Raw genomic sequence first — 21,958 nt, forward strand, 5'->3', positions numbered from 1 at the left:
CGCGCGGATCGATGGCCGCGCGGATAGCCCGCGCTACGCCACGTTCAGCGACATCGAGTACTTCATCTTGTCGTGCGGAAAGGTCGTGATGGTGGCCAGCAGCAGCACGCCGCCGCCGCCGTAATAGCGCCGCGTGATCACGAAGCCCGCCGTCTGCGGCTCCACCTGCAATTGCCGCGCGATGGGCGCGGCGATGGGCGTGGCCGAGAACTCCTGGTTCACTTCGTGGATACGGTTGCCGAAGTGGTCTTCGATCAAGCGGAGCAGCGAAATCCGCGGCCGGATGTCGGCGCGCAGGTCGGCATGCGCCGGATTGGCGTAGATCACCGTGCACGCCACCGGCGTGTCCTGGTCGTCCAGCGTCTTGACCGAGTTGATGTGCAGCCATGATTGCCCGGGCTCGGCGCCCAGGTCCTCGGCCAGCCGCTTGCCGAGCTTGATCGTGCGCACGTCCCGCACCAGCAGCGCGGCGTTGCGCGCGTATTGCAGCAGGTCGGGGAACTGCGAGATGCGCTGCGTGAACCGGGTGCTGGCGTGGGCGGTTTCCACCCGCGTGCCCACGCCCGGGCGGCGCGACACCATTCCCGCCACCGTCAACATGCGGATGGCCTCGCGGATGGTGTGACGGCTGGCGCCGAATTGCTCGCACAGTTCATGTTCGGTGGGCAGCAGCGTCATGACCGGATAGCGGCCGCTGCCGATGTCGCGCGCCAGCTGCTGGTAAATACTTTTGTAGCGTGGGCTGCCAGCCTCGTCATCCAGCCCCGTGGCCTGGCCGCGTGCCTCGCGCGCGTCGGCGGGCGCGAGCACGCTTTCGGAGGATCGGGTCATTGGGTGGTTCCTTTGCGCTTTCTATCGGGGTTTGTCCGGACAATAACCGATTGACAAGGCCGTTACGGTGGATCCATTATTTGTCCGGACATTCATGTACGGACAAATTGTACGGCGGACATGGGCGTCGCGGGGCAAGCGGGTCCGCATTTTTTTCGCGGCGAGTTCACCCCGGATGCAGATGGCACAGGCGGTTCCCGCGGTTCTCTTCCAATAAACGGGGGTTTTCATGGGCAAGGTACTCGCAGTCCTGACGGCGGCCACGGTGGCCATCGGTATGTGCGCCACCGCGCAGGCGCAGCAGAAACTGGTGGTCGCCGGCTACGGCGGTTCGTTCGAAGACATCATGCGCTCCGACATCTTCCCGCCCTTCGCCAAGCAGCACGGCGTCGAGCTGGAATACGTGGCCGGCAACTCCACCAACACGGTGGCGCGCCTGCAGGCGCAGAAAAGCAACCAGCAGATCGACGTCGCCATCATCGACGACGGCCCCATGTACCAGGCCATCGCGCTGGGCTTCTGCGCGCCGATCAAGGGCCTGCCGGTCGATGACCTCTACGGCACCGCGCGCTACAAGGACGACAAGGCCGTGGCCATCGGCATCGTCGCCACCGGCATCATGTACAACAAGAAGGTCTTCGATGAGCGCAAGTGGGCCGCGCCCACCTCCTGGAAGGACCTGAAGGATCCCAAGTACAAGAAGCAGCTGGTGGTGCCCCCGCTGAACAACACCTACGGCCTGCACGCCCTGGTGGAATACGCCCGCGAAGGCGGCGGCGGCGAGAAGAAGATCGATCCCGGCTTCAAGACCTTCAAGGACGAAATCGGTCCCAACGTGCTGGTGTACGAGCCTTCGCCCGGCAAGATGACCGAGCTGTTCTCCAGTGGCCAGGCAACCATCGCGGTATGGGGCAGCGGCCGCGTCAAGGCCTTCGCCGATTCCGGCTTCCCGGTGGGCTTCGTCTATCCCCGGGAAGGGGCCTATGCCCTGCTGTCGTCGGTGTGTCCGGTGGCCAAGGCCAACGCCAATCCGCTGGCGCAGGCCTTCGTCAACTACCTGGTCAGCCCCAAGGTGCAGGAGCAACTGGCCAACGCCTATGGCTACGGCCCGGTCAACAAGCAGGCCAAGGTGGTCGACGATCCGCGCGTGCCGCTGCCGATCGGCAAGCGCGCCGCCGACCTGATCGTGATCGACTGGGACACCGTCAACCAGAACCGGGACGACTGGAACAAGCGCTGGACGCGTGAAATCGAGCGTTGAGGCAACGGCGGCGCGGGCGCGCCGCCAGCGGGAGCATCCATGAGCTATCTCGTACTGAACCGCCTGTCCAAGCGCTACGGCGACCTGACGGCGGTCGAGAACCTGAGCCTGTCGGTCGAACGCGGCGAGTTCATTTCGCTGCTGGGGCCGTCGGGCTGCGGCAAGACCACGACCCTGCAGATGATCGCCGGGTTCGTCGAGCCCAGCGGCGGCAGCATCGTGCTGGACGGCAAGGACGTCAGCCGCATCCCGGCCAACAAGCGCGGCCTGGGCATGGTGTTCCAGAACTATGCGCTGTTTCCGCACATGACCGCCGCTGAGAACGTGTCGTTCGGCCTGGAGATGCAGCGCATCGGCAAGGACGAGCGGCAGGCCAGGGTGGCCGAAGCGCTCCAGCTGGTGGGCCTGTCGCACCTGGCCGACCGCCATCCGGCGCGCATGTCGGGCGGCCAGCAGCAGCGCGTGGCGTTGGCGCGCGCGCTGGTCATCCGCCCCCGCGTGCTGTTGCTGGATGAACCGCTGTCGAACCTGGACGCCAAGCTGCGCGAGGAAATGCAGCTGGAGCTGCGCAGTATCCAGCGCACGGTCGGCACCACCACCATCCTGGTGACGCACGACCAGTCCGAAGCCCTGGCGCTGTCCGACCGTATCGTGGTGATGAACCAGGGTCGGGTCGAGCAGGTGGCCGAGCCCTTCGCGGCCTATGAAGCGCCGTCGAACCGCTTTGTCGGCGGCTTCCTGGGCAAGGCCAATGTATTCACCCCCACGGCGCAGCCCTACGAGGGTGAAACGCGGGCCCGTATCGGCGAGGCGCATATCGCCATGGAGGGCCATCCGGTGCCGCACGGCGCGGTGATCGTGCGGCCGGAAAAGATCCTGTTCACCGAAGCGAGCGCGTGCGCCTTGCCCGGACGCATGAAGACGCGCGTATTCCAGGGCAATCACTGGCTGTGCCAGGTCGACACGTCCGTGGGCGAGGTGCTGGTCATACGCCAGAACGACGGCGTGCCGGTGCCCGCGGAGGGCGAGACGGTGCATCTGCGCTGGCGCGCCCAGGACATGTGCGCGGTGGCCGGACAGGAGACCGCGCAATGAGCGCCCGCACCAACCCCTGGCTGCTGAGCGGGCCGGCCCTGGCGCTCTACGCCACCTTCCTGGTGGTGCCGATGGCGCTGGTTTTCCTGATCAGCTTCTACGACTTCCAGTTCTACGGCGGCATCCAGGCAACGTTTACCTGGAAGAACTACGTCGAGATCTTCGGCGACGGCTATTACTACGAGATCTATGCCCGTACGTTCGGCGTGGCGGCGTTGGTAACGATGGCCTGCCTGGTGCTCGGCACCGCGGAAGCCTATGTGCTGGCGCGCATGGCCAATCCGTGGAAGAGCCTGTTCCTGATGGTGGTGCTGGGGCCGCTGCTGATTTCGGTGGTGGTGCGCACGCTGGGCTGGGCGCTGCTGTTCGGTTCCACTGGCCTGATCAACAAGGCGCTGATGGGCATCGGCCTGGTCGGGACGCCGATCGACCTGATGTACAGCAACCTGGGCGTGGGCATCGCGCTGACGCATGTGCTGGTGCCGTTCATGGTGATGTCCGTGTGGGCGTCGCTGCAGCGGATCAATCCGTCGACGGAGGCCGCCGCGCTGTCGCTGGGGGCGAGCCAGTTCACCGTGATCCGGCGCGTGATCGTGCCGCAGGTCATGCCGGGCATCCTGTCGGGTTCGATCATGGTGTTCGCCTTGGCGTCCAGTTCGTTCGCCACGCCCGCCATCATCGGCGGGCGGCGCCTGAAGAACGTGGCGACGGCCGCCTACGACGAATTCCTGAACACGCTCAACTGGCCGCTCGGCGCCGCGCTCGCCGTGGTGCTGCTGGTGGCCACCGTGGTGGTGCTGCTGTCGGCCAACCGGCTGATCGAGCGCCGTTACGGCGCGGTCTTCAATCCGTCGGGGGCTTGAGATGAACTTCCGCAACGGCCCCATCGGCCTGGTGTTCCATACGCTCTTCGTGCTGTTCATCCTGGCGCCCATCGTGATGGTGTGCGCGGTGGCGTTCACGTCGGAAGGCTTCATCTCGCTGCCCACCAGCGGGCTGTCGCTGCGCTGGTTCCGCGCCATCCTCGACAACCCGCGCTTCATCGATGCGTTCTGGTTCAGCCTGGGACTGGGCACGCTGTCCGCCACCCTGGCGATCGGGCTGGCGGTGCCGGGCGCCCTGGCGCTGGCGCGCAACCGCTTCCGTGGCCGCGAAGCCCTGCTGGCCTTTTTCCTGTCGCCCCTGATGATCCCGCACGTGGTGCTGGGGCTGGCGTTCCTGAAGTTCTTCACCACCGTGGACCTGGCGGGCACCTATGTCGGGCTGGTCGTGGCGCACGTGATCCTGGTGATGCCCTATGCGCTGCGGCTGGTGCTGGCGTCGGCCACCGGCATCGACCCGGCGCTGGAGCGCGCGGCGCAGTCGCTGGGGGCGTCGAACTGGACCGCGTTCCGCCGGGTGGTGCTGCCGCTCTTGCTGCCGGGCGTGGTGAGCGGCTGGGTGATCGCCTTCATCACCAGCTTCGACGAGCTGACCATGTCGATCTTCATCGCCTCGCCGTCCACGACCACGCTGCCGGTGCGCATCTTCCTGCACATCGAGGACACCATCGATCCGCTGGTGACGGCGGTGTCGGCCGTGTTGATCTACGTGACCATCATCGCCATCTTCATCCTGGACCGCACGGTGGGCCTGGAAAAGCTGTTTGTCGGAAAGGGACGTTAACGATGCACGAAACAGAACAAACGGCGCCGCGCGCGCCGGCGCATCGCGGCATTTATGACGCCGTGGTGGTCGGCGGCGGCCTGGTCGGCTCGGCCATCGCCTACGGGCTGCGGCGTGAACTGGACCATGTCGCGGTGCTTGACGAGGGCGACGTGGCCTACCGCGCGTCGCGCGGCAACTTCGGCCTGATATGGGTGCAGAGCAAGGGCATGGGGCTGCCGCGCTACGGCGTGTGGACCATGGCCTCGGTCACCGCCTGGCCGCAGCTCGCGGCGGAGCTGATGGAGCAGACCGGCGTGGACGTGCGCCTGGAGCAGCGCGGCGGCCTGCACGTGCTCCTGAGCGACGAAGAACTGGAAGCGCGCGCCACCTTCATGCGCACGCTACTGGGTCAGCCCGGCATGGCGCAATACGACTGGAAGCTGCTGGATCGCCAGGAGCTGGCCGACATGGTGCCGGGCATCGGTCCCGAGGTGCGCGGCGCCACCTGGACGCCGGTGGACGGCATCGCCAATCCGCTCAAGCTGCTGCGCGCGCTGCACATGGCTTTCGCGCGACGAACCGTGGATTACATGCCGCGCCGTCCGGCGCAGGACATCCGCCAACGCGACGGCGTCTTCGAGGTCACCACGCCGACCGGCACGGTGCGCGGACGCAGGCTGGTGCTGGCGAGCGGCCTGTCGAACAAGGCGCTGGGCGAGAAGGTCGGCCTGGCGGTGCCGGTGCGCCCGCAGCGCGGCCAGATCGTGGTGCTGGAGCGCACCCGCCGACTGCTGGAAACGCCGCTTTCCACCTTGCGGCAGATGGACGAGGGCAGCTGGCTGATCGGCGATTCACAGGAAGAGGCCGGCTACGTGGACAACCAGGTGGGCCTGCCTATCCTGGGCACCCTGGCCGACCGCGCCGTGCGCACCATGCCCGCCCTGCGCGAGGTGCGGGTGGTGCGCAGCTGGGCCGCGCTGCGCGTGATGTCCAAGGACGGCTTCCCCGTCTACCAGCAATCCGAGACGTGCCCCGGCGCCTTCGTCGCCACCTGTCACAGCGGCGTGACGCTGGCCGCCGCGCATGCGCTCAAACTGGCGCCCATGATCGCCGCCGGCCGCCTGGCCGACGACATGACGCCCTTCTCGACCCGGAGGTTCCATGTTCAAGAGGCTTGACGAAGCGCAGCGGCAGACGCAGGGCGCGCCGGTGCGGGTGACGCTCAATGGCGCCGAGTTGCTGTGCCGTGCCGGCGACAGCGTGGCCGCGGCATTGTTCGCCGGCGGCGTGCAGGCCTGTCGCGATACCGCGGTGGGCGAGGTGCCGCGTGGACCCTATTGCATGATGGGCGTGTGCTACGACTGCCTGGTCACCATCGATGGCCAGGCCAACCAGCAGGGCTGCATGACGGCCGTGCGCGAGGGCATGAAGATCGAGCGCCAGCTGGGCGCGCGCAAGGTGCAGGCATGATCGAAACGACGCAATGTGATTTGCTGGTGGTGGGCGCCGGCCCCGCCGGGCTGGCCGCGGCCACCACGGCCGCGCGGCTGGGCGTGGATACCGTGCTGCTGGACGAACAGCCCGCGCCGGGCGGGCAGATCTACCGCGCCATCACCACCACGCCGGTCACCGATCGCGCCGTGCTGGGGCCGGACTACTGGCATGGCGCCACCTTGGTCGAGCCGTTCAAGCAATCGGGGGCGCGCTACGTGCCGGGCGCGACCGTGTGGGCGGTGGCCGAGCGGACCGCGCCGGAACCGGCGTTCGGCTTCGAGGTCGCCTATTCGGTGGCGGGCGAGGCGCGCATCGTCCATGCGCGGCGCCTGCTCCTGGCGACCGGCGCACAGGAGCGCCCGTTCCCGATCCCGGGCTGGACGCTGCCGGGCGTCATCACCGCCGGCGCGGCGCAGATCCTGCTGAAGTCGGCGGGCGTGGTGCCGGCCGACCGCACCGTGCTGGCCGGCTGCGGCCCGCTGCTGTACCTGGTGGCCTGGCAGTACCTGAACGCCGGGGTGAAGGTCGACGCCCTGCTCGAAACCACGCCACCCGGCCGCCTGCGCGAGGCCTTGCCCAAGGTGTGGGACTTCCTGCGTTCGCCCTACCTGGGCAAGGGACTGTCGCTCCTGCGCGCGGTGAAGGCGGCGATACCCATCGTCAAGGGCGTGACGGCGCTGGAGGCGCTGGGCCAGGACAAACTGGAAAGCGTGCGCTACACCACCGCGGCGGGTAAAACGCAGATCCTGCCCGCGCAGCAATTGATGCTGCACCAGGGCGTCGTGCCCAACGTCAACCTGTCGCGCGCCATCGGCGCCGAGCATCGCTGGAACGCCGCGCTGGATTGCTGGGAGCCGGACGTGGACGACTGGGGCCTGACCTCGGTGGACGGCGTGGGCATGGCGGGCGACGGCGCCGGCATCGCCGGCGCGCTGGCGGCCGAGCAGCGCGGCCGGCTGGCGGCCTTGCAGGCGGCGCACCTGCTGGGCCGCATCGACAAGGCGCGGCGCGATCGTGACGCCGCCGCGCCGCGGGCCGCGTTGGCGCGGGCGGTGCGCGGACGCGATTTCTTCGACGTCCTGTACAAGGCGCCGGAGACCTTCCGTCGGCCCACCGGCGACACCATCGTCTGCCGCTGCGAGGAAGTGACCGCGGCGCAGGTGCGCGAGACCGTCAAGCTCGGCTGCAGCGGTCCGAACCAGATGAAGGCATTCCTGCGCTGCGGCATGGGGCCGTGCCAGGGCCGCTTCTGCGGCCTGACGGTGTCGGAGATCATCGCGGCGGAACGCGGCGTGCCGGTGCCGGAAGTCGGCTATTACCGCCTGCGCTTCCCCACCAAGCCGCTGACGCTGGGCGAACTGGCCTCGCTCCCGCAGACCGACGAGTCCCGCCAGGCAGTGGTGCGCCTGAAGAAATAGGAGGCCGCCATGACCGACGCTTCCGGTTCGGCCGCCGTCATCATCATCGGCGGCGGCCTGCACGGCAGTTCGGCGGCGCTGCACCTGGCGCGCGCCGGCGTGCCGGCGCTGGTGATCGAGAAGAACTACGTCGGCCGCCATGCCTCGGGCGTGAACGCGGGCGGCGTGCGCACGCTGGCGCGGCATCTGGCCGAGGTGCCGCTGGCGTTGGCCTCGCGCGAGCTCTGGTATCGCATCGGCGAGCTGGTCGACGACGACTGCGGCTTCGAACAGCACGGGCAGGTGCGCGTGGCCGAGAACGACGCCGACGCGGCGACGCTGCGCGAACGCCTGGCGACGATGCAGGCGCACGGCTATACCCATGAACAATGGATCGCCCGCGATGAATTGCTGGCAATGATTCCCGCCCTGGCGCCCACGGTGCATGGCGGATTGATCGCGCGCGAGGATGCCGCCGCCGATCCCTACCGCACCACCATGGCGTTCCGCCGCAAGGCCGCCAGCCTGGGCGCGCGTTTCCTGGAGGGCGTGCGCGTGCTGCGCACCGCGCACGAGCAGGGACAGTGGCGGGTCGAGACGGACGCGGGCGCGTATACGGCGCCACAGGTGCTCAACTGCGCCGGCGCCTGGGCCGACCGCATCGCCGCCGAATGGGGCGAACCGGTGCCGCTGGTCCCCATCAGCCCGATGATGCTGGTGACGCTGCGCATGGACCATTTCCTGGATGCGGTGGTGCTGGGCACCGGCCGGCCGCTGTCGTTCAAGCAGCGCGCCAACGGCACCGTGCTGATCGGGGGCGGCCGCCGCGCCTGGGTCGACCGCGACGCGGAATGGACCGAACTGGATTTTCATTCGCTGGCCGAGGGCGCGCGCACGGTGTGCGACCTGTTCCCGCACATGCGCCAGGCGGTGGTGAATCGCGGCTGGGCCGGCATCGAGGCCGCCATGCCCGACGAGATCCCCGTGATCGGTCGCAGCGGCCGTTACGACAGCGCTTTCCATGCCTTCGGTTTTTCAGCGCACGGCTTCGAGCTGGGGCCGATCGTCGGCCGCATCATGGCCGACCTGATCACCACCGGCGCGACCGATCTGCCGATCGCGCCATTCGCCATCGATCGGTTCACCGGGGCGTCCGGTGCGCCGCTTTCCCTTTCCAAGGAGCGTCATCCATGACTGATATCGTGCGCAAGGATTCCAATCAACGCCTGAGCCGTATCGTGATCCACGGCGATACCGTATACCTGGCGGGCATGACTTCTTCCGCCCAGGGCGGCATCGCCGCCCAGACGCGCGACGTGCTGGCCAGGATCGACGACTGCCTGGCGCAGGCCGGTACGGACAAGACGCGGCTGCTGTCGGTACAGATCTGGCTCAAGGACATCGAGCGCGATTTCGCCGGCATGAACCAGGTATGGGCCGAATGGGCGCCGGCCGATGCGCTGCCGACGCGGGCGACCTGCGAGGCGAAATTGGCCTCGCCCGATCTGCTGGTGGAGATCATCGTCACGGCCGCCAGGCGCCCGGGCTGAACCGGCGAGCCTGGCCCTTTAAGCATCTTTGAACGCCCGCTTAGAAAACTTGAACTGGACGCGGGTGCCGACGCCTTCCTAGACTTGCCGTCATTCGACAATAACGACAGGCTGGAGACAAGGTGCTGAGTAAAGTGCTGGACAATGTCCGGGTGTTGGACCTGTCGCGGATCCTGGCGGGTCCGTGGTGCACCCAGAACCTGGCCGACCTGGGCGCGGAAGTGATCAAGGTCGAGCGGCCCGGGCAGGGCGACGACACGCGCAAGTGGGGGCCGCCGTACCTGCGCTCGACCGACGGCGCCGACACCTTCTCCGCCTACTTCACCTGCTGCAACCGCAACAAGCAGTCCATCTGCCTGGATTTCGCCGACCCCGGCGACCGCGACACGCTGCTCGCGCTGGTGCGCGACACCGACGTCCTGGTGGAAAACTACAAGGCAGGCACGCTGGCCCGCTACGGCCTGGACTACCCCACCCTGAAGTCGATCAAGCCCGACCTGATCTATCTGTCGATCACCGGTTACGGCCAGGATGGCCCGAAGGCCGCGCGGCCGGGCTACGACTATATCTTCCAGGGCATGGGCGGCCTGATGGGCTATACCGGCCGCGCCGATGACGAAGCCGGCGCCGGTCCCTTGCGCGCCGGCATGCCGGTGGTGGACGTGAGCACCGGCATGTACGCGACGTCGGCCGTGCTGGCGGCGCTGCTGCGACGCGCCCGCACCGGCGAAGGCGGCCACCTGGACATCGCGCTGCTGGACGTGGCGGTGGCCATCAATGCCAACCAGGGCGCCAATTACCTGGTGTCCGGCCGCAATCCCGCGCGCACCGGCAACGCCCATCCCAACCTGGCGCCGTACGAGGTGTTCCGCGCCAGCGACGGCCATTTCATACTCGCGGTCGGCAACGACGAACAATTCGCACGCCTGTGCACGCTGTGCGGGCGTCCGGAACTGGCGGCCGACCCGCGCTTCGTCCACAACACAAGCCGTGTGGAGAACCTGCCGGCCCTGCGCGCCATCCTGGCCGACGTCCTGATCCTGCGCGACCGCAGGCACTGGACCGACGGCCTGGAGGCCGCCGGCATCGCCTGGGGCCCGGTCAACAGCCTGGAAGAGGTGTTCGCGGACGAACAGGTACGCCATCGCGGCATGCTGCGCCACGCCGAACATCCGCGCTTCGGCACGATCCCGCTGGTGCGCAATCCCATGCTCGCCGGCGAGCCGGATGCGCCGCTGCGGCCGCCGCCGCTGATGGGCGAGCATACCGACGCCGTGCTGGGCCGGCTCGCGGCCCGCGACAAGAACCGATAGACCCACCATAACCTGGAGACAACCATGCATCGTTCCCTGCGTCGCGCCGCCTGCGCGCTGGCCGTCACCCTTGCCGCGTCCGCGCCGGCGCTCGCCGCCTATCCCGACCATACGGTGCAGTTGATCGTGCCGTACGCGCCGGGCGGAACCACCGACCTGATGGCGCGCATCGTCGCACCCAAGCTGAGCGAGGTACTCGGCCAGTCGGTGGTGGTGGTGAACAAGCCCGGTGCGGGCGGCGCGCTGGGCAGCGCTTTCGCGGCGCGCGAACCGGCCGACGGCTATACCCTGGTGATGGCGGTGGAAAGCTCGCACGCCGTGAACCCGAACGTTCACCAGAAGTCCAGCTACGACCCGGTGAAGGACTTCGCGCCCATCAGCAACCTGGCGAACGTGCTGGGCGTGCTGGACGTCAGCGGCAGCTCCGACATCAAGACCTTCCAGCAGTTGCTGGACACGCTGAAGGCCAAGCCCGGCCGGCTGGCCTTCGGTTCTTCCGGCAGCGGCGGCTACAGCCACCTGTTCGGCGAGCTCTTCCTGAGCAGCACGCAGACCAGGATGCTGCACGTTCCCTACAAGGGCCTGGGCCCGGCGCTGGTCGACCTGATGGCGGGCCAGGTACAGGTGGTGTTCGACAACCTGCCGTCGTCCGCCGGCTTCATCGCCTCGGGCAAATTGCGGGCGCTGGCGGTGGCGTCGCCGACGCGCGTCAAGAGCCTGCCCGACGTGCCCACCTATGCCGAACTCGGCTATCCGCAGCTGAACACGCCCAGCTGGTTCGGCCTGGCCGCGCCCAAAGGTACGCCCGAGCCGGTGCTCGATACGCTGAACGCCGCGATCAGGAAAGTGCTGGCCGAGCCGTCGGTGGTGCAGGCCATCGAACAGCAGGGCGCAGTGCCCGACTACACCACGCGCGCCCAGTTCGCCGCCATCATCGAGCGGTCGAACGCGGTGTGGCGCAAGGTGGTCAACGATATCGGCTTCGAGAAGATGTGACCATGGCATTCGAACATCCCCACGCCGCGATAGCGGTGGACTCACGTGGCGTCGCCACGCTGCAGATCCGCGACGCCGGCAAGCTGAACATCCTCAGCCGCCGTGTGGTCGACGGCCTGATCCTGGCGCTGGAACACCTGGCCGGGCGCGACGACGTCCGCATCGTGGTGCTGCGCGCCGAACAGGAAAAGGCTTTCGTGGCCGGCTCCGACATCACGGAGATGGCGGCCTTCGACCAGGCGGGCGCCATCGAATACATCGATCGCCTGCGCCTGCTGTGCGACGGGGTGCGTCTGCTGCCCATGCCGGTGATCGCGCGCATCCCGGGCTGGTGCCTGGGCGGCGGCATGGAACTGGCCCTGGCCTGCGACCTGCGTATCGCCTCCGACGCCGCCCGCATGGGCATGCCGGAAGTCAAGGTCGGGGTTCCGTCGATCATCCATGCGGCGCTGCTGCCGCGGTTGATCGGCAAGGCCCGCGCCAGCTGGATGCTGCTGACCGGCGAGGTGGCCGACGCGCAGGAAGCGCTCGCCTGGGGACTGCTGGACCGCGTGGTGCCGGCGGCGGCGCTGGACGGCGAGGTCGACCGGATTGCGGGTATGCTGGCCGACCTGGGCCCTCGCGTGCTGGCCCAGCAGAAGCGTTTGCTGCGCGAGTGGGAAGACGAGCCGCTGGAGTCGTCGATCCGTAATGGCGTGCTGGAGTTCGGCGCGGCCTTCGGTACCGGCGAGCCGGGGCGCTACATGCGCGGCTTCCTCGAAGAAAAAGCGCGCGCCAAGGGCGGATGACCGGCAGGGCCGGCGCTCGCCCGGCCATGGAATGTCGCCATGTCATACGAGCTGAAGGATCTGCGCCTGTTCAAGGCCATCGTCCAGGCGGGCAACCTGTCCGCCGGCGCCGCCGCCATGCACATGACGGCGCCCGCGGCCAGCTATCGCCTGAAGAATCTGGAATACGCGGCGGGCAGCTCGCTTTTCCTGCGCACCGCCAAGGGCATGACGCTGACGGCGGCCGGTGAAGCGCTGGCGCGTCACGCCGACATCCTGCTGACCGCGCTGCAGACGATGCAGGAAGAGGTCAGCGCCTACGCCCGCAACCTGAAAGGCCGCATCCGGCTGCTGGCCAACAGCAGTTCGCTCAACGGATTCATCATTCCCAGCCTGGCGCGTTTCCTGGCCGGGAATGCGCATATCGACGTCGACCTGCAGGAAGCCGATAGCGAGGCGATCGCGGGCGCGATCCGCCGCAACGAGGCCGATATCGGTATCTTCGCCGGGCACAACACCGAAACCGATCTGCGCTGCGCGCTGTATGCCATCGATCGGCTGATCTGCGTGGCGCCGCCCGACCACCCGCTGGCCGCGCGCGACCGCATCGCCTTCGCCGAAGCGCTGGAGCATGGCTTCGTCTGCATGGACCGCGCGAGCAGCAACTTCCATTTCCTGCAGGCGCAGGCCCAGCAGGCGGGACGCGCGCTGTCCGTGCGCGTGCACGCGCATGACTTCGCCTCGACCTTGTATCTGGTGCGCGCCGGCGTGGGACTGGCGCTGGTGCCGACCAGCGTGGCCGAGCCGGGATTGCGCGACGGCAGCCTGGCGGGAATCGCGCTCACCGATGCCTGGGCGCTACGGGCGCTGCACCTGGTGACCCGGGAAGACGCGCCGGCTGCCGGCCTGGCGCGGCAATTCGCCGAAGTCCTGCTGCACGATCCGCAAGTGGCGGCCACGCGCACGCGCGAGCCCAACGGCGCATGGCCGGAAGCCGGCGACTGAACGTCCGCGCATGACCACAGGTATGGTTACACGACATTACGGTGGCAGGGCCTCATAAACGCTCTCGCGAGCGGCGGCGTCTGGCACCATTCGCTCCGTTGGCCGCAGGGATCCATGGTGCGATTCCAGGAAGGCCGCTTCCGAACTGGAGTTCGCCATGGCATGGAACACAACGGACGCCGACGTCTTTATACGTATCCTGGTTGACGACCTGGTCGTCACCATGGGGCAGAGCACCGGAATTTATTTCATCGATAGTTCGAAGGCCTTTGTGTCCAGGGGCAGCATCATCTGCTGGAAAGTCGAGATGCTGAATCCCAAGTCGCCCGGCCTGTCGACGATCGTGGAGGTCGGCGACTGCTATGCCTGGGGCACGACAGGCACGCCGCAAATCGCCGCCGACATCAGCGATGGCACCGCTTACGTGGGCACGGCCGAAACCGCGGGAACGTTCAACTACATCGTTTCCATCGACGTAGTGGCCAGCACGGGCCAGGCCAACACGATAAAGATTACGCCGACGATCAACGTTTCCTGATCCGCTTGCCCGCGAATTCCATCACGTAGTGGAGCCTGACATGCCCAAAGAAATGCCGGTACAGCCAAAAATAGAAGTTTTGCCGCCGTCCGCGGATCTGGCGTCACGATCGAAGGCCGCGATTATTCCGTCGGAAGACTGGAGCCCCACCAATCCGCAGACCGTGGTCAGGATCCTGGTCGACACCGCCAGCGTGGCCGCCAGCGGAGGCGGCGCGATCGGCGCGGGCCAGGCATATATGATGGATAACCGCCTCGACAACGGCAGCGGTAGCGAAGCGACCCTCGAGCTGCTGACCGTGGCCCATCCCAGGGACTACATCGGCTTTTATATCGATGCCGTCAATCCCAATCTCGGCGATCAGCTCGCCATCATGGGATTCGCGATCACCAGCGGCGACGTGTTCGGCGGAAGTGCGGGCCATCCCGTGCAGAAGAGCTACAACTACTGGGTCGGACAGATCATCAACGCGTCGAACTCGACGTACCGGATCAGTTGCTCCCTGACGACGAATGGCATTAACCAGCAGCAGTTTTTTTTCTCCTGGGACCCGTACCTCTACGTGCGGTAGCGGGGTCGCGCGATCCATCCCGCGCCCGTCCATCACATCGGGGAACGGATCGCTGGTTCGCAGGGCCGATACACAGGCCAGTTTTCGGAGGTAGCCACCATGGCTATCGCATTCGCTATCGCGCCTACGGGCGCGGATGACACCATCCAGGTTTTCCTGAACGGTTTCATCGGCGGCGGCTTCCTGGAGAAGATGCCGGCCAAGGCGCGCTTCGACCCGAACGACGTCTCCATTTCGGAATGCCTGCGCATGTACTACCTGCGGGACGACGATCTGGGCTCGGCGCAACCCTTGGACCAGGCCCGGCCCGGCGGCTGGCGCTATCTGTTGTTCTCCGGCGGATCCGTCATCAACGATATCTGCGTGGACACGGACCCGGCGGGCAAACCGGTCGTGGTGTCGACCAGCATCGATGCGCCGATGACGGCGTCGACGGTTGCCGCGCTGCTGGCGGCCGAAGACGATCCGAGAACCGCCGCCCAGGATTACGAAGCCCGTGAACTTTATTGCGCCCGGGCCGAATACGTCGCCGCGTTATGGCTGCACGGCGCGTCCGGCGACCTGATCGTGCCGATGGCGCCCACCGTGGCGGCGGGCCCCATCGCGCACCACCAGGTGTACGACGCGGCGACTTTCCTGGCCTGGCTGAAGCGTTGAGGTGGAGCGACCCATGGATCCGAATACTCAATCGCGCCTGCCCGCCTGCCTGGCATTGAAACCGCTTTCCCTGGACAGCGGCGCACAGGGGAAAACGGGCGAATTCGTGGGGACGCCGGGCGGCGGCGCCACGACGGCCTTTCCCGGCTTTCTGGAAGGGCAGCAGCATACCCAGTGGTGCTGGGCCGCCGTGGCCACGGGCCTGGGCAACTACTATCAAAGCCAATCCGGTCAGAGCTACACGCAGCTGCAGATCTACTGCGCGGTTTTCGGGCTGACGCAGAATCAATGCTCGGGTACGTCGTACACGGACGCGCTGTGCAACAGGGTCTACGAGCTGGTGACTCCCTTGCAATTCGTGGGCGCAATGAGGAAGCTGGTGCTGGGCATGCCGTCGCGCCAGGTGCTTCGGACCGAACTGGTGAACGATCGCCCGTTCGCCGTCTATCTGTCGCGTGGCGAAGCCACGGCCGTGGGCCATTTCGTGGTCATCAGCGCCTACAACCCGCGGCAGGTCCCCGGCAGCTCGGATCCCGTGCCCATGTGGTACGTATGCGATCCCTGGGCCGGCGGCACGCAGCGATGGGTCGTGTGCGACACCTTCCCGGAACAATACCCCGGCGATCCCAACACGACCTGGGGCTACACCTATTACACCGCCAGGATGCAGCCCGGGTCCCTGTCGGGATAATGGCGACGCGGGCCGGCGTTATTTCTTCAAGGCCTGCCGCAGCTGGCCGACTTCCGTCCCGGACACGGGCGGCGCATCGTTGCCCCAGGAGCTGCGCACGTAGGTGAGCACCTGCGCGATCTGCGCGTCCGTCAGGATGGTGTCGAACGGCGGCATATGCTGCGACGGCGGCCCGTGCGCGGTGGCGGCGCTATGGCCGCCTTCCATCACGATGCGCATCAGCGATGTCCTGTCCCTGGCCAGCAGGGAGGGATTGCCCGCCAGCCGCGGGTACACCCCCGGAACGCCGCGGCCGTCCGCCTGGTGGCATTGCGCGCAGAAGGAGCTGTACACCGACGCGCCGACGGATAGCGTATCGAGCGTGCGATTGCCCTGGTCCGCGGTGGCCTCCTTGACGTCGGCGCGGTCGGGAATATAGCGGCCGGCGTCGGCGTTGGGCGGCAGGCTCTTCAGGTAGACCGCGATGGCGCGCAGGTCCTGGTCATTCAGGTGCTGCAGGCTGCTTTCTATGGTTTCCACCATGCTGCCGTAGGCCATGTTGCCGTTGGCATGGCCCGTCTTCATGAACTCGGCCAGTTCGTCGACGCTGATCCGTCCCAGGCCGGAGCCCATGCCGCTGTTCAGATTGGGCGCGAACCAGTGGTCGTTGACGCTGCCCGTCAGGAAATGCCGCGAGCTTTCGTCGTCGCCGCGTTCCTGGAAGGCCGGCCCGCGCGGCGTATGGCAGGCGCCGCAATGCCCCAGCGCCTGGACCAGATAGGCGCCGCGGTTCCATTGCTGGTCCTGCTCGGGCCGCGGCTGGTAGGTTGCGCTCGGGACGAAAAAGGCTTGCCAGCCGCGCAGCATCCAGCGCTGGTTGAAGGGGAAGGGTAACTTCGTGGGAGGCGGCGACTGGTCCACCGGCGGAATACCGTGCATGACGTAGGCGTACAGCGCGCGCATGTCGTCTTCGGTCATCCTGGCGAAGGACGCGTAGGGCATGGCCGGATACAAGGGCTTGTCGCCGCGCGCGATGCCTTTGCGCAGCACACGGGAGAATTCTTCATAGCTGTAGCCGCCTATGCCGTGGCTGGGATCAGGGGTGATGTTGGTGGCGATGATGGTGCCGAACGGCGACCAGAGTTCCCGGCCGCCGGCATAAGGCGCGCCGCCCTTGGGGTTGGTATGGCAGCCCATGCAATCGCCGGCGCTGGCCACGTACCTGCCGCGCGCGATCAGCAGGGCGTCGTCAGCGGATGGCGTTGAAGTGCCGTGGCTGCCTGGCGCGGCTTGCGAAGCTTGTGCGGCTTGCCCGGCCGGTGCGGCTGCGGTGGCCGTTTCGGCTGGCGCGGCGTTCGCGGCCGGTGCGGCGTCTGCCGCCGGTGCGGCCGGTGCGGCCTCGGGCTGCGCGGCGTCGGCGCGCGGCGCGCCGGCGATCGCCATGGCCGCCAGTGCGGCGCCGGCCGCGAGCAGCATGCCCCCCAGCACCGATACCACGGGCTGTTCCAGCCAGCGCCAGGCGACGTACAACCCGCCGATCAGATAGGCGAGTCCGCCCGGCACCCACATCACCAGCCCACCCAATTGCTGGTCGCGAAGCGGATCGATCCCCAGCGCCGCCGCCGGCTCGATATAGGCGGGGTACCACAAGCCCGGCGCCAGCGTGAGCAGCGCGCCCAGGGCCCCGGTGTGGACCATGGTGGTGAACAGCGCAAGCATCGCGTACCCGCCTGGCGCCGCGCGGCGCGGCATGCCGAAGATCGGCCACCAGAACAGCAGGGCGCTTGCCAGGAAGCTGGCATGCTGCCAGGCGTGGATGGTGGGGTCCGCCAGGGCCGCCTGGAAAAAACGCGGCACGTGCCACAGCCATAGCGCGGCGGCATGCAGCAGCCATGCGACCAGCGCACCCGTCAGCAGATGCCAGACGCTCAACAGCGGACGCCAGCGCCAGGCGTGCGCGACGGGCCGCCGCCAGGCGTGCGGGAAGGCCCACAGCCAGACCGCCAGCGGCCGTCCGATCACCAGCAGGGGCGCGGCCACGATCATCAGCATTTCATGCTGCACCATATGCGCGGAAAACATCAGGCTGCTCAAGGTATCCAGCGGCGATACCAGCGCAACGCAGAGCGCCAGCCATCCGCCGAGAAACGCCAGCAGCTGCCTGAAGCGGGCTTGGTCGCCTTCATTGGGCTCCGGATCATGCGCGCGGCGCGCGCGCAGCCGCAGGTAGCCCGCCAGGTACAGCAGCAGGCTCAGCAGGAGCAGCCCGACCACCCAGGGTTCGGGGGCGGTGTAGAGCGCCGGCTGTCCGTTGCCGTCGACGGTGGCGACGTGCGCGCTCGCCATCGCCGGCAACAGCGCCAAGAGTCCCGTCGGCGCCAGTCGCGTGGTTCCCGCCACTCGCGCCACTCGCGTCACTCGGGCGAGGAGCGGCACGAGCGCGAGGCGACGCGGAGCGCGCGGGGGGAGGGCGTTTTCCATCGCTACCCCTGCAGGCGCGGCGCCAGGTAGATGACCGCATAGATCGGTACCCAGCTGAACACGACGAAGTACCAGTACATCGCGTTTTCGCTGACATCGACATGGCGTCGCCCATCGAACGGTCCCGTGAACAGCAGCACGGTCAACACCGCGGTGTCCACCGTGTCGGTGATCAGATGGGTGGTATGCAGTCCCAGCAGGAACCAGACCACCGCGCCATAGGCGTTCTCGTTCCACAAGATGTTCAAGGTGGTGAATTCCAGGGCGCGCAAGACCAGGAAGGCCCCCGCCAGGACCAGGCACACCACCATCCACAACGCGGCGCGGCGCCGCTGCCGGGCTTCCGCCGCCCGCTTGGCCAGGTGGTTGGGCAGCAGGCTCAGCAGCAACAGCACGGTATTGGCGGTGCCCCAGCCCAGGCCGGGCGGATCGGCGCTGATCGGCCACCGCGGCGCCAGGCCGCGCAGGTAGAAGTAGCTCATGATGCCGATGGCGAAGACGGTGCCCTCGATGAGCATCAGGCCGATGGTGCCCCACCACATGAGGCTGCGATGGCCGAACCCGTAGGTAGGCAGCCGGGATACGTCGATCACCTCGCCTGGCGGCGCGGCAATGCCCGGCCGTGCGGCTTCCCCCATACGTTCAGCCTGGCTCATGGCCGCTGCTCCAGCCGTATCGCCTGCCGGGTGCCATGCCGCCGCGGCCAGAACCACAGGATGAGCGCGACGCCCACGGGCAACGACAGCCAGACCACCGCCCACGGCGTATAGACGGAGCCGATGAACAGGGCCGACGTCGCCACCGCGCTCAGGAACGGCCAGATGGACGGCGTGGGAAAGAGCACGCGCAGATCGGGGCGTGCATCGACCGCCGTGGTGGACAGCACTTCGCGGGCATCGGCGGCCAGGCCCGCCACGCTGCCGCGCGGGCCTTCCTTCCACAGCGGGTCGCTGGACGCCACTACCGGCAGGCTGTCGAAGTTATGCGGCGGCGGCGGGCTGTCGGTCAACCATTCCAGCGTCCCCGCGCCCCAGGGATTCGCGCCGGCCGGCGCCCCGTGCCGCCGGTTGCGCAGCACGTTGCAGATGAACAGCAGCACGCCCGCCGCCAGCATGCCGGCGCCGGCGGTCGCGCCCAGGTTCATTCCGTCCCAGCCCATCTCCGCCGGATACGTCCACACCCGCCGGGGCATCCCTTCCAGGCCCAGCAGGTGCATGGGAAAGAAGGTGACGTTGAAGCCGATGAAGAACAGCCAGAAATGCCAATATCCCAGCCTTTCGTTCAGCAGCCGCCCGGTGAACTTGGGAAACCAGTAATAGAAGGCGCCGAACAGGGGAAACACGGCGCCGCCGAACAGTACGTAGTGCAGGTGCGCGACGACGAAGTAAGTGTCGTGTACCTGCAGGTCCAGCGAGACGCTGCCCAGCATGATGCCAGTCATGCCGCCCATGACCAGGATGACGAAGAAGGCCAGCACGAAGCATAGCGGCACGCTCCAGCGCAGCCTGCCGGTGGCCAGGGTGACCAGCCAGCAGAAGATCTGGATCGCGGAAGGAATGGCGATCGACAGGCTGGACGCGGTGAAGAACCGCTTGCCCAGCTCGGGCATGCTGGTGGCGTACATATGATGGGCCCACAGTCCGAATGCCAGGAAGGCGACGGCGATCAGGGCGAGCACCATGGCCGGATAGCCGAAGATCGGCCGCCGCGAGAACGTGGGAATGATGGTGGAAATGAACCCCAGCGGCGGGATGAAGATCAGGTAGACCTCCGGGTGGCCGAAGAACCAGAACAGGTGCTGCCACAGCAGCACGTCGCCGCCGCGCGCTGGGTTGTAGAAGTGCGTGCCGACCAGCCGGTCCAGGATCAGCGCCGTGCTGCCGAACATGACCGAGGGCATGGCGAACAGCACCATGAACTGCGTCACCAGCGTCGCCCATACGAACAGCGGCATGCGATTCAGCGTCATGCCGGGCGCCCGCAGCTTGAAGATGGTGGTGATCAGGATGATGGCTTCCAGCAGCGCCGCCAGTTCGGTGAAGGTGATCATCTGCGCCCAGATGTCCACGCCCTTGCCGGTCGAGTAATCCGGCCCGGACAGCGGCACGTAGGCGAACCAGCCGGCGTCCGGGCCCGACCCCAGGAAAAAGCCGGCAAACAGGAACAGCCCGCCGAAGACGAAGATCCAGTAGGCGTAGGCGTTCAAGCGCGGAAAGGCCACGCTGCGCGTGCCTATCATTAGGGGGACCAGATAGCTCGCCACCGCCTGCATCACCGGCACCGCGAACAGGAACATCATCGTGGTGCCGTGCATCGTGAAGAGCTGGTTGTACAGCGTCGGGCCGATCAGGCGGTTGTCCGGCCGGATCAGCTGCAGCCGCATCGCCAGCGCCAGCAGGCCGCCCAGCAGGAAGAACACGAAGGTGGCCTGCATGAAGCGCAGGCTGATGGTCTTGTGGTTGATCGCGCACAGCACGCCGCGCCATCCAGGGGGATCGCGCCAGGTATCGGCGAGCGCGGCGCGAGCCTGGGCGGGTGCGTCGGGACCGTCCAGCAAAACGTCGGGCCGTGCAAGGGTATCGGACACGCCAGTCATTGCAGGGATCCCAGGTAGCGCACCAGCGCCTGCAGGTCTTCAGGCGGGAGCTGGGTAGGCGGCATCGTCGTCGCGGGTTTCATGGTGCCGGGCTGCGATATCCACCGCGCCAGGTTGTCGGGGTTGTTGGCGATGGTGCCGGCGGCCAGCAGTGGCCGGCTGGCCAGATGGGTCAGGTCCGGGCCCAGGGTGCCGGCGGCGGGCGTGCCGCGTATCGTGTGGCACTGCGCGCAGGAATCTCCCAGGAATATCCCCATGCCTCGGCGGGCCACGGTGTCCTCGGGGCGGATCGCATCCTGCCGTTCATGGTCCGCCCAGGCGGCGTAGTCCTGGGCCGGCACCGCCGAAACCGAGAACGCCATCAGGGCATGCTCGGCGCCGCAGAACTCGGCGCACTGGCCGCGATAGTCGCCGGCGCGGTCGGCACGCAGCATGATCTGCGCGTCGCGGCCGGGGATCATGTCGCGCTTGCCGTGCAGATTGGGCACCCAGAAGGTATGGATGACGTCGGAAGACTTCAGGGTGATCAGCACCGGGCGGCCCACCGGCAGGCGCAACTGGTTGGCGGTCACGAATGACGGGCGATCGCCGTCGGCCTGGTAGCGGGTTTCCCACCACCACTGGTGGCCTGTCATCTCGACGCGTACGGGGTCCGCCATCGGCAGGCGCGACACGGCGCGGTCGGTCAGGAAATCGGCCACGACCAGGCCGCACAGCAGGGCCACCGACAGGCAGGTGGCCGCCGCCACGATGCGCCGGGAGCGGCGTTCCGCGCCCGGGTCGGGTGTCTTCGCCACGGTATGCGGATCGTCGCCATGCGCGGCCCCGGCAGCCGTGCCGGAGGCGGCGCGCGCCGAACGCGTGGCACGCCGGATGGCCGCCAGCAGCGCCAGCAGTACCGCGACGAAAACCGCCGTGCATACCAGCAGCGTGATGTGCCACAACGTCAGTATGCGTTCGGCCTGGACGCCGGCGGGCGCCAGCACGCTCTGGTTGGGCGCGGCTGCCGCCGCGACGCTCCACAGCGCCGCCCAGCACGCACCGCCGCGCAAGGCCGGGCGCCAAGTTCCCAGCAGCGGTTTCATACGT

At 67.7% G+C, this 21,958-nt stretch carries 22 protein-coding genes; 17 read left to right on the forward strand and 5 right to left on the reverse strand.

Going from position 1 to position 21,958, the window contains the following annotated elements; translation table 11 throughout:
* Positions 1–33 precede the first annotated feature (33 nt).
* Positions 34–831 carry a GntR family transcriptional regulator gene (locus CAL26_RS06625; RefSeq protein WP_094846158.1) on the reverse strand — a complete coding sequence of 266 codons (798 nt, stop codon included), beginning with the start codon at positions 829–831 and terminating at the stop codon, positions 34–36.
* A 229-nt stretch (positions 832–1,060) separates the two neighbouring features.
* On the opposite strand from CAL26_RS06625, the gene CAL26_RS06630 reads away from it, so the two are divergent.
* The 17 genes from CAL26_RS06630 (at position 1,061) to CAL26_RS06710 (ending at position 15,813) form a co-directional block, all read left to right on the forward strand.
* A complete protein-coding gene (locus CAL26_RS06630) occupies positions 1,061–2,092 on the forward strand; it encodes an ABC transporter substrate-binding protein (RefSeq protein WP_094846159.1) in 1,032 nt (343 codons plus the stop codon).
* A 39-nt stretch (positions 2,093–2,131) separates the two neighbouring features.
* Positions 2,132–3,187: an ABC transporter ATP-binding protein gene (locus CAL26_RS06635; protein WP_094846160.1), complete on the forward strand. Its 1,056-nt coding sequence runs from the start codon at positions 2,132–2,134 to the stop codon at positions 3,185–3,187.
* Positions 3,184–4,050: an ABC transporter permease gene (locus CAL26_RS06640; RefSeq protein WP_094846161.1), complete on the forward strand. Its 867-nt coding sequence runs from the start codon at positions 3,184–3,186 to the stop codon at positions 4,048–4,050. The genes CAL26_RS06635 and CAL26_RS06640 overlap by 4 nt, the downstream gene beginning before the upstream one ends.
* Before the next feature lies 1 nt (position 4,051).
* Positions 4,052–4,852 carry an ABC transporter permease gene (locus CAL26_RS06645; RefSeq protein ID WP_094846162.1) on the forward strand — a complete coding sequence of 267 codons (801 nt, stop codon included), beginning with the start codon at positions 4,052–4,054 and terminating at the stop codon, positions 4,850–4,852.
* A gap of 2 nt (positions 4,853–4,854) precedes the next feature.
* The gene (locus CAL26_RS06650; protein ID WP_094846163.1) at positions 4,855–6,012 is read left to right on the forward strand and encodes an NAD(P)/FAD-dependent oxidoreductase; all 1,158 of its coding nucleotides are present in this window, start codon (positions 4,855–4,857) and stop codon (positions 6,010–6,012) included.
* Positions 5,996–6,304, forward strand: a complete 309-nt coding sequence (locus CAL26_RS06655; protein WP_094846164.1) for a (2Fe-2S)-binding protein — start codon at positions 5,996–5,998, stop codon at positions 6,302–6,304. The genes CAL26_RS06650 and CAL26_RS06655 overlap by 17 nt, the downstream gene beginning before the upstream one ends.
* Positions 6,301–7,746, forward strand: a complete 1,446-nt coding sequence (locus tag CAL26_RS06660) for an FAD/NAD(P)-dependent oxidoreductase (protein WP_094846165.1) — start codon at positions 6,301–6,303, stop codon at positions 7,744–7,746. Before CAL26_RS06655 ends, CAL26_RS06660 begins: the two co-directional genes overlap by 4 nt.
* Positions 7,747–7,755: 9 nt before the next feature.
* Entirely contained in the window at positions 7,756–8,919 is a 1,164-nt protein-coding gene (locus CAL26_RS06665; RefSeq protein WP_094846166.1) for an NAD(P)/FAD-dependent oxidoreductase, read from the forward strand.
* Positions 8,916–9,275: a RidA family protein gene (locus CAL26_RS06670; protein ID WP_094846167.1), complete on the forward strand. Its 360-nt coding sequence runs from the start codon at positions 8,916–8,918 to the stop codon at positions 9,273–9,275. Before CAL26_RS06665 ends, CAL26_RS06670 begins: the two co-directional genes overlap by 4 nt.
* A gap of 122 nt (positions 9,276–9,397) precedes the next feature.
* Positions 9,398–10,588 carry a CaiB/BaiF CoA transferase family protein gene (locus CAL26_RS06675; RefSeq protein WP_094846168.1) on the forward strand — a complete coding sequence of 397 codons (1,191 nt, stop codon included), beginning with the start codon at positions 9,398–9,400 and terminating at the stop codon, positions 10,586–10,588.
* Between the two features lie 24 nt (positions 10,589–10,612).
* Positions 10,613–11,584, forward strand: a complete 972-nt coding sequence (locus CAL26_RS06680; RefSeq protein WP_094846169.1) for a Bug family tripartite tricarboxylate transporter substrate binding protein — start codon at positions 10,613–10,615, stop codon at positions 11,582–11,584.
* A gap of 2 nt (positions 11,585–11,586) precedes the next feature.
* The gene (locus CAL26_RS06685) at positions 11,587–12,372 is read left to right on the forward strand and encodes an enoyl-CoA hydratase (protein WP_179283282.1); all 786 of its coding nucleotides are present in this window, start codon (positions 11,587–11,589) and stop codon (positions 12,370–12,372) included.
* 39 nt (positions 12,373–12,411) lie between these two features.
* Positions 12,412–13,356: a LysR family transcriptional regulator gene (locus CAL26_RS06690; RefSeq protein WP_094846171.1), complete on the forward strand. Its 945-nt coding sequence runs from the start codon at positions 12,412–12,414 to the stop codon at positions 13,354–13,356.
* Positions 13,357–13,513: 157 nt separating this feature from the next.
* Positions 13,514–13,894, forward strand: a complete 381-nt coding sequence (locus CAL26_RS06695) for a hypothetical protein (RefSeq protein WP_094846172.1) — start codon at positions 13,514–13,516, stop codon at positions 13,892–13,894.
* A gap of 40 nt (positions 13,895–13,934) precedes the next feature.
* A complete protein-coding gene (locus CAL26_RS06700) occupies positions 13,935–14,465 on the forward strand; it encodes a hypothetical protein (RefSeq protein WP_094846173.1) in 531 nt (176 codons plus the stop codon).
* A gap of 99 nt (positions 14,466–14,564) precedes the next feature.
* Positions 14,565–15,122 carry a hypothetical protein gene (locus tag CAL26_RS06705; RefSeq protein ID WP_094846174.1) on the forward strand — a complete coding sequence of 186 codons (558 nt, stop codon included), beginning with the start codon at positions 14,565–14,567 and terminating at the stop codon, positions 15,120–15,122.
* A 13-nt stretch (positions 15,123–15,135) separates the two neighbouring features.
* Positions 15,136–15,813, forward strand: a complete 678-nt coding sequence (locus CAL26_RS06710; RefSeq protein WP_094846175.1) for a papain-like cysteine protease family protein — start codon at positions 15,136–15,138, stop codon at positions 15,811–15,813.
* A gap of 18 nt (positions 15,814–15,831) precedes the next feature.
* Here CAL26_RS06710 and CAL26_RS28795 read toward each other — a convergent pair whose 3' ends face one another.
* The 4 genes from CAL26_RS28795 to coxB are packed head-to-tail and all read right to left on the reverse strand — an operon-like array spanning position 15,832 to position 21,954.
* Positions 15,832–18,273 carry a cytochrome c oxidase assembly protein gene (locus CAL26_RS28795; RefSeq protein WP_094846176.1) on the reverse strand — a complete coding sequence of 814 codons (2,442 nt, stop codon included), beginning with the start codon at positions 18,271–18,273 and terminating at the stop codon, positions 15,832–15,834.
* Between the two features lie 2 nt (positions 18,274–18,275).
* Complete coding sequence (locus CAL26_RS06720) at positions 18,276–18,911, reverse strand: cytochrome c oxidase subunit 3 (protein WP_094846952.1); 636 nt, start codon at positions 18,909–18,911, stop codon at positions 18,276–18,278.
* 14 nt (positions 18,912–18,925) lie between these two features.
* Positions 18,926–20,860, reverse strand: coding sequence for a cytochrome c oxidase subunit I (gene ctaD / locus CAL26_RS06725; RefSeq protein WP_256988109.1), 1,935 nt, complete (start codon positions 20,858–20,860; stop codon positions 18,926–18,928).
* Between the two features lie 5 nt (positions 20,861–20,865).
* Complete coding sequence (gene coxB, locus CAL26_RS06730; RefSeq protein WP_094846178.1) at positions 20,866–21,954, reverse strand: cytochrome c oxidase subunit II; 1,089 nt, start codon at positions 21,952–21,954, stop codon at positions 20,866–20,868.
* Between the last annotated feature and the right edge of the window lie 4 nt (positions 21,955–21,958).

The organism is Bordetella genomosp. 9, assembly GCF_002261425.1.
In the GTDB taxonomy this organism is placed as follows: Bacteria; Pseudomonadota; Gammaproteobacteria; order Burkholderiales; family Burkholderiaceae_B; genus Bordetella_C.